This window comes from Flavobacterium phragmitis (genome assembly GCF_900112575.1).
Lineage (GTDB): Bacteria > Bacteroidota > Bacteroidia > Flavobacteriales > Flavobacteriaceae > Flavobacterium > Flavobacterium phragmitis.
The window spans coordinates 193,954-209,798 of record NZ_FOMH01000003.1 but is presented as its reverse complement, the minus strand read 5'-3'; the positions used below and the strand labels follow the sequence as shown (position 1 = coordinate 209,798).

Sequence of the window (15,845 nt, the reverse complement as noted above, 5' to 3'; positions counted from 1 at the left end):
ATTTTCACAGTACTTAGGCTTTTTACTTTTCTTAACCATACTAACTATAGGGTTTTGGTTAATGTTTTTCTTGGTTGGTTTCGTATCTTATTGGGTTACGGGAGCTAGCTGGGAAATGTTCAAAGAAAAGAGAGCTAAAAGAAGACAAGAAGAACAATCTATTTAATTTTAGATTGATGTCATAAAAAAAGAACCCAAAAGGTTCTTTTTTTTATGTCAATAAACATGAAATTCGAATTAATACAAATTCCAAAAAGAAATTCCAAACTCCAATTGTAAAGTTGGAATTTGGAATTTTTAATATTGGAGTTTAACTATTGTTATCCAGGGAAATCTCCACCGCCATCTCCGCCACCATCATTTCTTGGTTGTGCGTTCTTGTCTCTTTCTCCTTTAGGTTTGTTGAAACGGTATGTGAATGATAGATTAAATTGACGTTTGCGGAACTGCATTTCACCGTATGATTGCTGGCTTTCTCCTGTTGTATCATTTTTAAGGTACGTGTACGATCTCATGATTCTGGAGTTGAAAATGTCGCTAATATTGAATGCAATAGTCGCTTTGTCTTTTAAAATATCTTTACTGAAAGCAGTGTTCATTGCAAATTGATCTAAGCTTTTACCCTGAGCCGTTTTTTGCTCCGCGTTGTAAGTACCGTTTAATTGCCAATCGATTTTGTATGGTAAGGTAAGTTTAGAGTTGATTCTTGCAAACCAAGTATTGGCTTTATTATCAAGATTTTGTACCACTTCATTGTTATTAAAATCAATGTAAGTGTTCTCTCCAGTTGTTTGTACATTATAAAGGTTGAAATTGGTATTTACTTTCCACCATTTAAACGGGGTATAGTTTATAGTAAATTCAAAACCGAATTTCTGCTCTTTTCCTAGGTTGATAGGTCTGCTCAAAATAACAGGAATTCCATTTACGAACTGGCCGTTTGGAGTTCTAACAAAGCTAAAAACATCTTTGGTGTCTTCAAAATATGCAGAAGTATTAAAAGTTACTTTTTCCCATCTTTTGATATAGCCAATATCATATTTATCAGTTAAAGAAGGATCTAAATCTGGATTTCCTTGAAAAATATTTACGTTAGAAGAGTAATTTACCGCTGGGTTCATAAAACGTCCTCTAGGTCTTGTTAGACGTTTACTGTAGCTTGCAGTAAAATTACTTTGATCTGAAATTTCGTAGCTGATAAAAGCACTTGGAAACAGATTGTTGTATTTTTTAGTATTAAAATCGTTTGTTTCTAATAGATTTACCTGAATGTTAGTGTCTTCCCAACGTAAACCAAATAGGTAAGAGAATTTATTTACTTTAAAGCCATACTGAGTATAAAGGGCATTAATATTTTCTTTGTATTCTAGTGTATTAGATAAATTAGGATCTTTTGCACCACCATTCTCTGTTACAAAATATTCATTGTTTAAATCTCCAAAACTTCCTTTGTAACCAGCTTCAAACTGACCGCCTTTTCCTAATGGAAGAACATAATCAGCCTGCAGTAAAACTTGTTTTTGTACCTGATCGTTTAAAGTTGTATTAAAGTTAGGAGAAGCAGTAATGGTGCTATTACTGTCATCTGTATTTCTTGAAATAGAAAAGTCGGCAGTAAGTTTATGGCCTTTGTCGTTAAAGTTTTTGATTAAATTAGAAGTGAATTCAACATTTTCGCTTCCAGTATCAGCATTGTTTAAACGATAAGTGCTTCCTGTAAAATTGTGAGCTGCGTCAAAATTATTATAATTAATTAAATCAGTGTCCTCACCTGTGTTTTTTTGGTAATTGATGGCATTTGTCCAAAATGTTGATGGAGTTAGTGTCCACTCAACTCCAGCTCTTCCGTTAAAACCATCTCTTACTCTTTTTGTATCACGGTCTTCATCTAAATAACCTTTTGGAGAACCATTATTATTAAAGTATGAAGTATTGGTCAAACCGCCGCCTTCATTAGTTCTATGGTTATAACCGGCTGTTGTGAAATAGTTTAATTTTTCAGTTTTATAATTCACATTGGCACTTAAACCGTATGTTTCAGGTATACCTGCCGAGGCTATGAAAGTACCATTAAAACCTTGGTTTTTACCTTTTTTAAGGATAATATTGATGATTCCAGATCCACCTTCAGCGTCATAACGAGCAGATGGGTTTGTAATAACTTCTACTTTATCAATGGCATCTGCAGGAAGTTGTCTTAGGGCTTCTGCTACATTGATGGCCTGCGAAGGTCTTCCGTCGATTAAAATACGGATGTTGTCACTTCCTCTCAAACTTACATTTCCTTCTGTATCAACAGAAACTGAAGGTACGTTGTCTAAGACATCACTTACGCTTCCGCCTTTTACAATCATGTCTTGACCAACATTATAGACTTTTTTATCTAATTTGATTTCTACAGTCGATTTTTCAGCGCGAACTACAACTTCGTTTAACTGTGCAGCATCTTCCGATAAATTAACGATACCAAGATTGGTATCTTCTTTGATGCTTTTTTGTTTGATTTCAGTTGATTTAAATGAAATAAATTCCACTTTAATATCATAAGTCCCTGGTGCAACCGCGACCTCAAATTCTCCTTTAGGATTAGTGATACCGCCCGCAATAACTTTTGTGTCATTTGGTGCAGTAATCGAAATTGTGGCATATTCCAATGGTTGTTTACTCACTTTCTCCAAGACTTTTCCAGTGACTTTTACTTTAGGTCTGCCTCCTGGTCCTTGTTGTGAGTAGTTGTAAAAACTTGTAAACAAGAATACAAGTAATACAGCAAATTTGATTTTCTTCATCTTTTCTGGTTTCTTTTTTCTTTAGACGGCAAATGTAGTTTTTGGTTTAAAGAAGGAACTCACAAAAAAATGTTAAGAGTCTATTTTAGAATCAATCTAAAAAAGTAGCAACTAGATCTGGATCTCTGCCAATAATGGCTTTTCCATCTTTTACTACAATTGGGCGTTCGATTAAAATTGGGTTTTCGACCATCGCATTTATGATTTGATCATCGCTTAAAGTTTTGCCTTTAAAATTTTCGATCCAGATTTTTTCTTTGGTTCTGACCAATTGAAGAGGTTCAAGATTAAGCTGTTTCAATAGTGCTTTTAATTCGTCAAAAGAAGGTGTTTGGGTTAAGTAAGGAATAATTTCAAATTCTTGATTGGTTTGTTCTATAAAAGCAAGGCAGGTTCTTGATTTTCCGCATCGCGGATTGTGATAGATTTGTATCATTTTGTTATATTTAATCGTTCAAATATTCGTAAAATAAAAAAGAGGTATTTTAGCAATATCAAATGTAAGATTAACTTATCGAATTTGAATTCTCATTTTTTTAAATTTAAGATTTATGTTTTTAGAGCAAGGAATTAAACCTGAAAATAAGTTTTGGAAATATCTTTTAGGTTCTGTTTTTATTATTGCAGCTTCCTTTGTTGGACAAATTCCACTTACAGTAGCTGTATTTTATAAAACAGTTGTTGAAAAAAAAGCTTTTCCAACTACAGATCAAGGGGTAATGAAAATGTTTGAGTCTAATACCACACTTTTTTTGGTTATGATTTCTTTTATTTTTGCCCTTGCAGGAATTTATTTTGTCGTAAAATATATTCATCATCAAACTTTATTATCAGTCACTACTTCTAGATCAAAAGTAGATTGGAAAAGAATTAGTTTCTCTTTTTTTATATGGTCAATATTTTCAGTGTTGAGTTTTTTGTTTGTTTATCTAAGATCTCCTGAACATTTTGTATTGAATTTTAAGTTACTTCCCTTTTTGATTTTAGTTGTTTTAGGGACAATTTTAATTCCAATTCAGACAAGTACTGAAGAATATGTTTTTAGAGGTTATTTGATGCAGGGATTTGCGAATTTAGCTCGCAACAGATGGTTTCCACTTTTGATGACTTCGGTTATTTTTGGGTCGATGCACTGGGCAAATCCAGAGGTAGTTAAAATGGGAAACATCATTATGATTTACTATATAGGAACAGGTTTGTTCTTAGGAGTGATTACCTTAATGGATGAAGGAATGGAGCTGGCACTTGGTTTTCATGCTTCTAATAACCTGATTGGAGCTTTATTAGTAACTTCCGATTGGTCCGTTTTTCAAACGCATTCTATATTTAAAGATCTTTCAGAACCTTCAGCGGGTATAGATGTTATTCTGCCAGTTGTAGTGATTTATCCTATTTTACTTTTTATCTTTAGTAAAAAATACGGCTGGACGAATTGGAAAGAAAGATTAACAGGAGATATTCAAGATGTCGAAGTAAAACAGTAAAATATGCAAAATTTAACGCAACATAAAGTTCATAATTATTTTAAGCTAAACGGCTACCATTTAAATGCAAAAGATTTATGCCGTGTTGCATACAGTTATATCAAGGAAGGAGATGCTTATGAGCAGTCAATAGGCGAGTTCTTTTTGGATTGGTTTGATAAAAAAGATTATATAGAAATGACAACTTCGGGAACTACGGGACTTCCGAAATTGGTTCGTTTAGAAAAACAGGCTATGATACAGTCTGCTTTAGCAACAGGAGATTTTTTCGATTTAAAACCAGGAGATAAAGCTTTGTTATGCCTTCCAACGCAATTTATTGCCGGAAAAATGATGCTGGTTCGAAGCTTAATTTTAGGATTAGAATTAGATATAGTTTCTCCGAGTCTACATCCTTTAGCGTTAAACTCTACGGTTTATGATTTTGTTGCCATGGTACCGCTTCAGGTTCAAAATTCAATTGAGGAACTTTCAAATGTTCGTAAATTGATTATTGGTGGTGCAAAATTGGATTCTTCTCTAGAAGAAAAACTTTTACCATTAAAAACGGAAATCTACGAAACTTACGGAATGACCGAAACAATAACACATATAGCAGCTAAACGTTTAGGTGATTCTGTTTTTTCTATTTTGCCGAATGTTAAAATCTCGCAGGATGATCGTCAATGTTTAGTCATTCATGTTTCAACAATTTCAGACGAACCAATTGTGACTAATGATTTGGTAGAATTATTAAATGAGCAGCAGTTTATCTTTTTAGGGAGGATTGATAATGTAATTAATAGTGGAGGAGTAAAGCTGATTCCGGAACAGATTGAAGCTAAATTGGTTGGAAAAATCAATAATAGATTTTTTGTGACAGGGCTTCCGGATACTACTTTAGGAGAAAAATTAGTGCTGGTTATTGAAGGAGAAAAACAAGAATTTGCTCCAGATTTTTTTGATGTTTTAGGAAAATATGAAAAGCCAAAAGAAATAGTTTTTGTTGCGAAATTCAAGGAAAACGAAAACGGAAAGTTACTTCGTAAACCAACTCTGCAAGAGTAAAATTCCAAAAATTAAAAAATCCAAATTCCAAGTTTAAAATTGGAATTTGGATTTTTAGTATTGAGTTATTCCAAAGCAAATTGGAATTTGGAATTTGAGTATTGGAATTTATTTTTTACGTTCCAGTAAAGCCATGTAGAATCCGTCAAAACCAGATTCTGAAGCCAGCATTTTACGATCTTCAATGAAAGTAAATTGTTTTCCGATTTCTGTTTTTAAGAATTTCTCCACCTGCTCTTGATTTTCTGATGGCAATACAGAACAAGTAGCGTAAACTAATTTGCCTCCCGGTTTTACAATTTTAGAATAACTTTCTAAAACTTCACTCTGAACTTTACGAATGTTGTCAATAAATTCAGGCTGTAATTTCCATTTAGAATCTGGATTTCTTTTTAAAACTCCTAATCCGCTACAAGGTGCATCGATTAAAACACGATCAGCTTTTTCGTGTAGTTTTTTAATCACTTTAGTGCTGTCGATAATACGGTATTCAATATTGAAAGCGCCGTTTCTTTTAGCTCTTAGTTTTAATTGCTTTAATTTACTTTCGTACAAATCCATTGCAATCAGCTGTCCTTTGTTTTCCATTAAAGAAGCCATGTGCAATGTTTTTCCACCAGCACCAGCACAAGTATCTACCACACGCATTCCTGGTTTTACGTCCAGAAATCCTGCGACAAGTTGTGAGTTTGCATCTTGAACTTCAAATAAACCTTGTTTGAAAGCATCGGTTAAAAACACATTTGCTCTTTCTTTTAAAACAAGAGCTTCTGGCTGGTCTTTTAAATATTCTGTTTCAATATTTAAATCCATTAAAGTATTTCGAAGGCTTTCTTTAGTTCCTTTTAAAGTATTAGTTCTAAGAATCACTTTTGCTGGCTGATTCTGTGCGGCAATTTCTTTTGCCCACACTTTTTCACCTAATTCTTTTACTCCTAATTCATCCATCCAATCTGGAATAGATTCTTTAAGTGCTCTGTTTTTAGACAATTCGTCAAAACGGCCTTTGATTTTTCTTTCAGGAGTTCCTTCCAATTGTCTCCAATCCGGAATTGGATAACCGCGAAGAACTGCCCAAACAGCAAACATTCTCCATAAATTATCTCTGTCGTAAGGTTCTTTTACTTCAGCAATTTCGGCATATAAACGTTTCCAGCGAACAATTTCGTATATGGTTTCAGCAACAAATTTACGGTCAGAACTTCCCCAACGTTTGTCTTTTTTTAAGGCTCTGGCTACCACTTTGTCTGCATATTCTCCTTCGTTGAAAATAGCGTTCAAAGAATCGATTGTCGTATAAACTAAATTTCTGTGTAATCTCATTTTATTTATTTGAAGTGCAAAGGTACTATTAATTGATTGAAAGTTAAATTTTTAATACTGAATCTTATTTCTGATTCTCATTAAAAGAAAAAACACTCTAAGCCAAGAGTGTTTTTTGCATATTTTATATGATTTTTATTTTATAAAATCATCAATATTTGGAGCATTAGCAATATTCGTTTCTATTCTCGTAATTAAATCTTCAAACCTAGAATTCTCTTGTACTACTTTTTGAGAATATTCATATGGATAAAGAGATAAAACATAACCATTATGATCGTATTTTAGAGTCATTCCTCGTAAAGGGAATTCAGGGGTGTGATCTTTATATAATTTAAAGTTGTAATTTTTTATTAGATAATCACTAATGGCAAATGAAAACATTAAGGTTACATTCGTTTCATCAAAACCAAGAGCTTGACAATATAATATAAAAGGTAATGGAGATCCTTTAGAATATTCAGCTTGATCAAGATTTAAAGGATGATTGATAGGTTGCTCGATTTTTCTCTCTATTTTATTATCAATAAAATAGCTTTCAATCATTTTCAAAGCTCCATCTAGCATTTCTTTGTCAATGATTTCTTCTGAATATCTTTCATCAAAATACTCTTTAGTATAAAAACCTTCAACATTAGATTTACTATTTGGAAATTTTTCTTCGCTATCAATGTTTTTGATATCTTTTTTGTTATCAATATTGCTTTCTGCGCTTTTCTGATAATCGTCGTTTGGTTCATTCTCCTTTTTTACAATTATTCTAGTCAGTCCAATATTTTCTGGGGCATGAAGCACCATTGGGAATTTCTCTATTTTAACTGAGCTACTGTCTAGACCAAAAGCTCTTTCTTCAGACAAACTCAGTTTTTTAATGAAGAAGTAAGAGTTCATGATAATATTCTCATGCCATCTTAGATCATTATCATTGGATAAGAATTTTTCAGACAATACAAATTTGAAGTCTCCAATAATATTGTTTTTGTTTAAAGATTCGTAACGGCTGGTAATATCTACTTCGCCACGTTTTACCATGTCTTTGATAACTTCTCTAAACATCAAATTGATTTTGGTTGGTTCTCTAAAACCTAGATTAAAGTCAATTCTGTAAATGTCATCTTTAGCGATTTCAGTTACTTTATATTGTGTTTTATAAGGTTCAGTCAAAATGTTAACGTGAACAAACCAATAAATATCTGCTCTTTTTGGACGCTTTTGAAGAATAGAATAAATGATTTTTTCCTCCAATTCATCAACACGATTAGCATTAGTCATATAAACTAAATGCGTTGCATATTTTGGAATAGATAAATCTTGGCTCAATTCTACTAAGACTTGTTTGTAATCGTCAACTTTAACAACTTTTGTATAGTTTTTATTGATTTTCTTCGCTAAATACCAAATGGTCATCACAGAAATCAGCATACTTGCAATAATCAGTGTAACATAACCACCTTCGGCAAATTTGGTGATATTAGCAAAAAGGAAACTGAATTCAATCAATAAATAAATTGTAATTAACGGAACCATGAAATACAATTTCACTCGTTTCATGATTAAGTAATAATTCAATAAAATAGTCGTCATAATCATGCAGAGAATAATCGCAAGACCATAAGCATGTTCCATGTTTCCTGATTTTTCGAAGTGTAAAACAATTCCAACACAACCAAAAAATAACAACCAGTTAATTGATGGAATGTACAATTGACCTTTCACTTCTGTAGGATATTTGATTTTTACTTTAGGCCAGAAATTAAGACGCATTGCTTCATTGATCAAAGTAAACGAACCGCTGATTAATGCCTGAGATGCAATCACGGCTGCTAAAGTTGCCACTACAATTCCGAATGGTAAAAACCAATGTGGCATAATCAAGTAAAATGGATTTCCGTTTTCTCCTCCTAATTGCTGCAAAGTGCTCCCTTCGTGGTGAATTAAATAAGCAGCCTGTCCAAAATAGTTTAAAACCAGAGTAGCTTTTACAAACATCCAGCTGATACGGATGTTTTTTCTACCACAGTGTCCCATGTCTGAGTATAAAGCTTCAGCCCCAGTTGTACATAAAAATACAAAACCAAGAACAAAGAAACCATCAGGATGTATAGATAATAAATGGTATGCGTAATATGGATTTATCGCTTTAATTACCTCTGGGTAATTCAACACTTGAATTGTTCCTAAGGTTCCAAGCATAGCAAACCAAATCAACATCATTGGTGCAAAGAATTTACCAACTAGTTTTGTCCCAAATTGCTGAATTGTAAATAAAACAAATAGGATAGAAATTACAATGTATACGATTGTTTGTGTCTGCATTGTCGGATAGAATGCTCTAATTCCTTCTACAGCAGATGAAATCGAAATGGGCGGTGTTATAATTCCGTCAGCTAGCAGGGCGCTTCCTCCAATAATGGCGGGTACAATGAGCCATTGAATTTTTGTTTTCTTGACTAATGCATAAAGTGCGAAAATTCCTCCTTCGCCGTGGTTGTCTGCACTTAAAGTAATAAGTACATATTTAATTGTAGTTTGTAATGTGAGCGTCCAAAAAACACAAGAAATACCTCCTAAAACAATATCGGCATTTATGGTGTGATCGCCTAGAATAGCCTTCATTACGTACAATGGAGAGGTTCCAATATCTCCATAAATAATCCCTAAAGTAATCAATAAACCCCCAATAGACAACTTACTATGTAAGTTTTTATGCGATGCGCTCATGTATATTTTTATAAAAGACGGTTGCAAATTTACTGTTTTAAAACAAATTAGCCGCTATTATAATTAAAAAGATAAAAAAAAGCACAATCCTAAAATTGTGCTTTTAAATCTATATGTAAATTGAAAGATTCTTAACCTCTTCTTCCTCCACCGCCTCTAGAGTTTGAGCCACTTTCTCTTTGAGATTGTCCTCCTCCACGAGATTCTTGACTTACTCTTGGAGATTCTGAGCGCTGTTGACTTTGCGCTGGTCTAGCCGAATATTCTCTGTTGGAATTAGATCTGTTTTCAGAATTACTTCTTGGTGCTTCAGCTCTTTGAACTGGGGCAGATGGTATGTTGCTACTTCTGTTCTGAGAATAGTTTCTAGAATTTTCTGATCTCTGAGTAGACATATCACGATTAGAGTTTCCTCTATTTTCAGAATTTCCTCTTGAAGTCATTCCAAAATTGTTGTTTCTAGATTCTGCTCTTGGAGTATTTTCAACTCTTGCACTATTGTTTCCTCTGTTAGAATAGTCTCTATTTACAGTTCCTTCTGTGTTTCTATTTGCAGTTCTGTTAGTAGAGTTGTATGTTCCATTGTTTCTGTCTACAGAAGTTCTGCCTGTTGTGTTTCTGTTTTCAGCATAATTTCTATTTGAAATTCTGTTGTCAGAAGATATAGGTCTTGCTGTATTTCCTCTATTAGTATTATAACTGTTTCTGTTGGCTTCTCTACTTGATATACGTCTTTGGTCTAAATCATATCTATTGCTTACATTAGAATGTCTTTCGGCAAAGCTGTAGTTTGGTCTCATTCTTTCGTATCCATACGTACGTCTTGTTTCGTAAATTACAGGAGCTCTATAACTTCTTCTCACATTTACATAGTTGTAGCTGTTATGAACATTGATGCAAACATTTACATTGTTTCTGTATCTGTAAACTGGGTAAGGTCTCCACGCTGTATAATAAGTTGGGTAATAACCCCAATACCATGTTGAATAGTAAGGTCTGTAATTAGTAACCCAGAAAGAAGTATAAATTACAGGAGCAACACTGTAAACAGGCTCGTAAATGTAATTTGCTCCATATAAATAAGAGTTACCTACAATCTGTACGCTTATTTTGTTGTAATTGTCTCTTTCCACGTCAATAGTTGCAACGTCTTGATACACATCACGGTCTAAAACAGCTTGAATGATTACTACGTGAGTTCTGTCTTCTACACTTTCGATTACACGAAGGTAATCTACTTCATCATCGCCATTAAGATCAAGGTTTGAAATTTGATATTTAGGATCATTTAATCTTCTTTCAAAATCTTGAAGGTTTGCAGATTCTCCAAACATGGAAGCAACGGCTCTTAAATCTAAATTATCGCTTATATCTGAATTTTTTGCGTAAACTGTAGTTTGACTCTGTGCCGCACAAGAACCAAAAACTATCGCTGTGATCGCTATTAAAAGTAATTTCGTTTTCATGACTAAATCATATTAAATTGTTTGTACTTCAAGATATCCAATTACTGTGCCATAAATTTATTTGTTAAATGATGTGGGTGTAATTGTTTGTTTATCAACTAGATGTGTTTTGTTTGTTGCTTTCTAAATGTAATCGTTTGCATAAAAGTATGGACGTATTATTTCTTGAAAATGAGCTAAACCTATTTGAGATGTTATAAATAATCGTATTTTAGCGTTAACCAAATTTAAATTCCTTATGAAAAAACTAGTTTTATTTTGCAGTATTTTTATTTTATTGATGTCTTTTGGAACATTTAATTCTAAAACTAAAGTTGCTTATAACAGCGGTTTTACATCAATGACTGTAGATACTTTATTTAAAGATAGAATTAGCATTAGAGCCATCTTGGTAGATAAAAATAAAATTTGGTATGGAGCTGATAATTCTCGTTTCGGTTATTATGATTTAACTAAAAATGAAAAATTTGAAGAGCATATTTACCGTGATACTTTAAAATTGGAATTTAGAAGTATCGCACAGACTTCCAAAGATATTTTTCTGCTTAGCGTAGCTAATCCCGCTTTGCTTTATGCTGTTTCCAAAAAAGACAATAAAGTTAAATTAGTATATAAAGAAGTGAATCCGAAAGTGTTTTACGATAGCATGCAGTTTTGGAATGACAAAGAAGGAATTGCAATTGGTGATCCAACAGAAGACACTTTTTCGGTTATTGTAACTCGTGACGGAGGTGAAACTTGGACGAAGCTATTATCAGACAAATTGCCTACAAATGCTGTTGGCGAAGGAGCTTTTGCAGCAAGTAATACTAATATTGTTATAAAAGGAAATGATACATGGTTGGTTTCTGGCGGAAAAAAAGCGCGTGTTTTTTATTCTCCTGATAAAGCAAAAACTTGGAAAGTAGTAGAAACGCCAATTGTGCAAGGAAAAGAAATGACCGGTATTTTTACAGCCGATTTTTATGATTCTAAACAAGGTTTTATTGCAGGAGGAGATTATGACTTTCCAAACAATAAAACTGATAATAAGGCCTTTACTAAAGATGGTGGTAAAACTTGGGAATTGATTGGCCAGAATATGGGATTTGGCTATGCGTCTTGTGTACAATATGTTCCCGGGGGAAATGGAAAAGAAATTATTTGTGTTGGCTCTGAAGGAATACAATATTCTCAAAATGGTGGCGAAAACTGGATGCAGTTATCTACCGACGCAAAACTTTTTACAATTCGTTTTATAAATAGAAATACTGCAATTGCAGCGGGGCACAATAAAGTAGTTCGACTGAACTTTAAATAAAAAATAAGAACCCTAAATAATAAAGTAAGTGTTATTATATAGGGTTCTTATCGCTGTTGTTTCTTTATTAAATTTAATCTTTGCCGGCTTTATCTCGATATTGCTGCAGTAATTTTCGATTGAAATCGTCTTCAGATTTTTTAAGCTTTAATATTTTTTTTGCCGAAAGTATCTTCTTCAAACTCGCCATGTATTTTTCACGAAGTACATACAATTCTTTATCTGTGCTTTCAATTTGAGATAATAACGTTACAGCGTCTTTTTCAGAAAGATTATTGATGTTGTCATCATTTAATTTCCGGATGTAGGTTTTCATTTTTAAATGCTTCAGGTCAAATTGTTTGTCATCGTAAGCATTATATATTGGCCAGAATTTTTCGGCTTCAGTTGAAGTTAATTCTAATTCTGTTGTTAAAAATGAAACTTTAAAAGCTTTGATTTTTTCACGTTTTTCATCGATTTTTCCATTTTGAGCAAAAAAGGAAAAACTGGTCAGAAAGAGCAGGAGCGGTAAAATATTTTTTATTTTCATTTTAAAGTAAAGTTGAGTTAAGTCTAAGTTTAGTTCTGTTCTGAAATTAAGTGTTCTATATTCGGACTTGAAGATAAAATATCTTCTATAGTTTCATCTTCAAGAGTAATATCATTATTTAATTTTTCAATATCGCTGTCATCTAATTTCTGAATAAGGTCATATTGAGTCAGATTAGACTGATAGGATAAATAAGTTTCTAAAGCTGCCTCATCAAGGTCGTTTGATGTTGCTCTGTAATTGTTCACAATCGGAATCATAAGAGCTAGACCAATAACTGCTGCTGCGGCTAAAGAAAGTACTTTTTTACGTTTGTAAAACGGAATTACTTTAACCTCTTTTTCGTTTAATTGCTGTAAAACTTTTTCTGGAAAATTATCAAAATAATGTTCTGGAGTTTTAAATCCAGATTTTATTTTGGGTTCGTTTTCTAATTTAAATGTTTTCATAATACCTATAAGATAGTTTTAGTTACAAAAGGTTTAATTTGATGTAACATATAATTCAATTTTTTTTACTGCATGATGATAAGATGCCTTAAGGGCTCCAACAGATGTTCCTAAGATTTCTGCTATTTCTTCATATTTTAATTCCTCAAAATATTTCATTTTGAAAACTAATTGCTGTTTTTCTGGAAGTGTTACAATTGCTTTTTGAAGTTTGATTTGAATTTCATCCCCATCAAAATAAAGGTCTGCTTTTAGATTATCGATGGTTTTATTCTGCAAATCTTCTGATGAAATCCCGCTTAATTTTGCCTTTTGAGATAAAAAAGTCAAAGCTTCGTTTGTGGCAATACGATACATCCAGGAGAAAAGTTTACTTTCGCCTTTAAAGTTTTTAAGATATTGAAAGACTTTTACAAAAGTATTCTGCAAAACATCATCGGCATCGTCATGATTCAAAACAATGTTTCGAATATGAGAATACAGAGGCCTCTGATAATCGGACAAGAGTTTTTGAAACGCTGTGTTCTGCGTTTCAGGGTTTAATAATTGTTTTATAAATTCCTTCTCGTCTATCAAACTTTTTGTTTTGTAAACTTTAATATAAGTAAGACTGAATTTAAAACAAAAGGTTTAATTGTCCTTGAAACATTAAAATTCAGATTGTTCTTCTTCTTGCGCAGGAGGTGTTGTGGTAGCAGGTGCAGGGGTAGCGGTAGGTTTGCGTTTTACCACCGGTTGTGTTTGTGTTGGTTCTTGTTCCTGAGTCTGCGTTTCTGATGAATAAACAGGCTGGGCAACTACTGGTTCTACTTTGGGTATGATTGGAAAATAAATTTCCGTTTCCAATTTAGAAGAGCCTTTTACATCCAGTCTGCTTAAAGTCAATACTTCAAGATGTGACCAGCTTAGTTGTGGCGTAATTTTTCCGTTGTTTATAAAAGCTGTTGTTTTGGCAATAGCTTCATTTCTATGAGAGTAATCGCCTGTAAGTGTCGTTTTTACTGCGTCAAATCCGTTTAATTTTCCAGATAAAATATCGCTTCCAGAACTGATAGAGATTTCTTTATTGATTGGTAAACAGATTGATATTTTGGCTAAGCCAGTTTTAGTATCGTAAGTATGGTAAATAATGAAAGGTTTTCCGCTTGCAGATAATCCGTTTGTTTCACTAAAATGAATAAGTTTTGGAATTACAATTCGGGCATTTTTGCTTACCTTTTCTATTTCGCTTGTAAAAGTTTGGCGAATGTAAGGGATCTCTGTTTTTTTTACTAAACCATCCACTTTGATTGCATAAGTTTTGGTTTCATAATCAAGGTTTTTGTCAATATTGGCTAAACTTTTTTCATAGATAGTTCCGATAACTTTATTAGAACCTCCGTGTAAAGCAGTGTATATTTTAAAAAGAAAACTCATTGTTCCTTTGGCTTTCCAGGTCACTTTGGTTTTTCCGTTTAAAGTGTCTTTTAAAGTCCAAGAAACATCGGCTTCAGTACCATCATATTGCATTTTTTGTTCAATACTTTCGCCTTCTTTTGTTTTAAGAGTGATTGCATTTCCTTTGCCATCAGCTCCATCCCAATAAAAAGAAGCGCCATTTCCACTTGTTTTATTTGGGAAAGTCATTTTTATGGAAGGATCTTCAACCGACCAAGATTCAAAATCTTCATAATTTCTGAAGTCATTAAGATAACTGTAAACCGTTGCGCGTGGTGAGTTAATTACTTTACTTCTCTCTACATCAAAGATTCCTTTTTGTGTGGCTACAAAAACAGTTAGGGCAACAAGACTTAATAACGCAAAAAGAAATAAATACTTAAGAATTTTCATTGGTAGGTTGTTTGATTTCGTAAAGTTATAAATTTATCATGAGTCTTACTAATAACCAAAAATTATTAGGTTTTATTTTATTCAGATGAATTTTTAATTCTGAAATGACTCTTTTGCGCTCAAAAAATAATTATCTTTTAAAAAAGATTTTGATTAAAAACAAAATAGCTATAAACAGCAAAAACACAAGTAATACTTTATAATTTCCTTTGTAAAAAATTTTATGCAGTGCGAGATCTTTTCGATACGCAAATATCATAACGATTACAAATGCAATAAAAAAACACACTCCAAATAGTATTTGTCCCTGACTAAACATAGCTTTAAAATTATTTTTGGCAAATTTAGAGAATTGAATGCGATTTGCTGTTACGTTACCTTTCGATTTAATTCAATTTTATTTTAATTTTATGAAGAAGTGATTTAAATTAGCCAAAAAAAGAAAACTACTATATGAAAAAACAACTTGACGCCGTAACAGAATTTCACACTGCTTTTAAAATTGGGCACAGTACAACTCCAACTGCCGATTTAGGAGCTGAGAAAAAATTACTTCGTTATAATTTAATGAAGGAAGAAAATGAAGAATATTATGAGGCGGTTCAAAATAATGATTTAGTTGAAATTGCAGATGCTCTTGGCGATATGATGTATATTTTATGTGGTACCATTATTGAACATGGTTTACAAGATAAAATCGAAGCTGTTTTTGATGAAATTCAGCGCAGCAATATGAGTAAATTGGGTGAAGATGGCCAGCCGATTTATCGTGAAGACGGTAAAGTAATGAAAGGGCCGAATTATTTTAAACCAGATTTTTCGAAATTATTCTAAAAAGAAATAAGGTTAAATGCTTTTAAACACATAGAAACATAGTTTTAGACAGCCGAAAAAATGGCGTTTC

Annotated in this window: 12 protein-coding genes and 1 pseudogene; 4 read left to right on the top strand and 9 right to left on the bottom strand. The window is 32.7% G+C overall.

Features of this window, described 5'->3' with window-relative positions; all coding sequences use genetic code 11:
- Positions 1–320: 320 nt before the first annotated feature.
- Both BM289_RS06535 and arsC read right to left on the bottom strand, forming a co-directional pair.
- Complete coding sequence (locus BM289_RS06535) at positions 321–2,789, bottom strand: TonB-dependent receptor (protein ID WP_091491858.1); 2,469 nt, start codon at positions 2,787–2,789, stop codon at positions 321–323.
- Between the two features lie 91 nt (positions 2,790–2,880).
- Positions 2,881–3,225: an arsenate reductase (glutaredoxin) gene (gene arsC, locus BM289_RS06530; protein WP_091491856.1), complete on the bottom strand. Its 345-nt coding sequence runs from the start codon at positions 3,223–3,225 to the stop codon at positions 2,881–2,883.
- A 115-nt stretch (positions 3,226–3,340) separates the two neighbouring features.
- Between arsC and BM289_RS06525 the strand changes: the two genes are divergently transcribed.
- Together BM289_RS06525 and BM289_RS06520 are read left to right on the top strand one after the other, a co-directional pair.
- Positions 3,341–4,273 (top strand): CPBP family intramembrane glutamic endopeptidase, encoded by a 933-nt coding sequence (locus BM289_RS06525; protein ID WP_091491855.1) that lies wholly within the window; start codon positions 3,341–3,343, stop codon positions 4,271–4,273.
- A gap of 3 nt (positions 4,274–4,276) precedes the next feature.
- Positions 4,277–5,320, top strand: coding sequence for an AMP-binding protein (locus tag BM289_RS06520; RefSeq protein ID WP_091491853.1), 1,044 nt, complete (start codon positions 4,277–4,279; stop codon positions 5,318–5,320).
- 108 nt (positions 5,321–5,428) lie between these two features.
- Here the strand turns inward: BM289_RS06520 and BM289_RS06515 are convergent, their stop codons facing one another.
- From BM289_RS06515 to BM289_RS06505, 3 genes and pseudogenes are all read right to left on the bottom strand, one after another.
- Positions 5,429–6,643 (bottom strand): RsmB/NOP family class I SAM-dependent RNA methyltransferase, encoded by a 1,215-nt coding sequence (locus BM289_RS06515; protein WP_091491852.1) that lies wholly within the window; start codon positions 6,641–6,643, stop codon positions 5,429–5,431.
- A gap of 756 nt (positions 6,644–7,399) precedes the next feature.
- A pseudogene (locus BM289_RS06510) lies at positions 7,400–9,364 on the bottom strand (KUP/HAK/KT family potassium transporter); the annotation flags it as partial.
- A gap of 131 nt (positions 9,365–9,495) precedes the next feature.
- On the bottom strand, positions 9,496–10,830 hold the full coding sequence (locus BM289_RS06505; RefSeq protein ID WP_091491850.1) for a hypothetical protein: 1,335 nt from the start codon (positions 10,828–10,830) through the stop codon (positions 9,496–9,498).
- 238 nt (positions 10,831–11,068) lie between these two features.
- Here BM289_RS06505 and BM289_RS06500 point away from each other — a divergent pair, with 238 nt between their 5' ends.
- The gene (locus BM289_RS06500; protein WP_091491848.1) at positions 11,069–12,130 is read left to right on the top strand and encodes a WD40/YVTN/BNR-like repeat-containing protein; all 1,062 of its coding nucleotides are present in this window, start codon (positions 11,069–11,071) and stop codon (positions 12,128–12,130) included.
- A gap of 73 nt (positions 12,131–12,203) precedes the next feature.
- On the opposite strand, the gene BM289_RS06495 is transcribed toward BM289_RS06500, so the two are convergent.
- The 4 genes from BM289_RS06495 to BM289_RS06480 all read right to left on the bottom strand — a co-directional run bounded on the left by BM289_RS06495 (position 12,204) and on the right by BM289_RS06480 (position 14,941).
- Entirely contained in the window at positions 12,204–12,662 is a 459-nt protein-coding gene (locus BM289_RS06495) for a sensor of ECF-type sigma factor (RefSeq protein WP_091491847.1), read from the bottom strand.
- Between the two features lie 29 nt (positions 12,663–12,691).
- Entirely contained in the window at positions 12,692–13,111 is a 420-nt protein-coding gene (locus tag BM289_RS06490) for a hypothetical protein (RefSeq protein WP_091491845.1), read from the bottom strand.
- Between the two features lie 33 nt (positions 13,112–13,144).
- A complete protein-coding gene (locus tag BM289_RS06485; RefSeq protein WP_091491843.1) occupies positions 13,145–13,687 on the bottom strand; it encodes an RNA polymerase sigma factor in 543 nt (180 codons plus the stop codon).
- 72 nt (positions 13,688–13,759) lie between these two features.
- Positions 13,760–14,941, bottom strand: a complete 1,182-nt coding sequence (locus tag BM289_RS06480; protein WP_091491842.1) for an SRPBCC family protein — start codon at positions 14,939–14,941, stop codon at positions 13,760–13,762.
- A gap of 453 nt (positions 14,942–15,394) precedes the next feature.
- On the opposite strand from BM289_RS06480, the gene BM289_RS06470 reads away from it, so the two are divergent.
- Entirely contained in the window at positions 15,395–15,775 is a 381-nt protein-coding gene (locus BM289_RS06470) for a pyrophosphohydrolase domain-containing protein (protein ID WP_091491839.1), read from the top strand.
- The last annotated feature ends 70 nt before the right edge of the window (positions 15,776–15,845 follow it).

Excerpts from the sequence above, each read along its gene's own strand:
- BM289_RS06470 (WP_091491839.1), top strand. The coding sequence starts at position 15,395 with ATGAAAAAACAACTTGACGCCGTAACAGAATTTCACACTGCTTTTAAA.
- BM289_RS06525 (WP_091491855.1), top strand. The coding sequence starts at position 3,341 with ATGTTTTTAGAGCAAGGAATTAAACCTGAAAATAAGTTTTGGAAATAT.
- BM289_RS06480 (WP_091491842.1), bottom strand. The coding sequence starts at position 14,941 with ATGAAAATTCTTAAGTATTTATTTCTTTTTGCGTTATTAAGTCTTGTT.
- arsC (WP_091491856.1), bottom strand. The coding sequence starts at position 3,225 with ATGATACAAATCTATCACAATCCGCGATGCGGAAAATCAAGAACCTGC.
- BM289_RS06535 (WP_091491858.1), bottom strand. The coding sequence starts at position 2,789 with ATGAAGAAAATCAAATTTGCTGTATTACTTGTATTCTTGTTTACAAGT.
- BM289_RS06490 (WP_091491845.1), bottom strand. The coding sequence starts at position 13,111 with ATGAAAACATTTAAATTAGAAAACGAACCCAAAATAAAATCTGGATTT.
- BM289_RS06495 (WP_091491847.1), bottom strand. The coding sequence starts at position 12,662 with ATGAAAATAAAAAATATTTTACCGCTCCTGCTCTTTCTGACCAGTTTT.
- BM289_RS06500 (WP_091491848.1), top strand. The coding sequence starts at position 11,069 with ATGAAAAAACTAGTTTTATTTTGCAGTATTTTTATTTTATTGATGTCT.
- BM289_RS06515 (WP_091491852.1), bottom strand. The coding sequence starts at position 6,643 with ATGAGATTACACAGAAATTTAGTTTATACGACAATCGATTCTTTGAAC.
- BM289_RS06505 (WP_091491850.1), bottom strand. The coding sequence starts at position 10,830 with ATGAAAACGAAATTACTTTTAATAGCGATCACAGCGATAGTTTTTGGT.
- BM289_RS06520 (WP_091491853.1), top strand. The coding sequence starts at position 4,277 with ATGCAAAATTTAACGCAACATAAAGTTCATAATTATTTTAAGCTAAAC.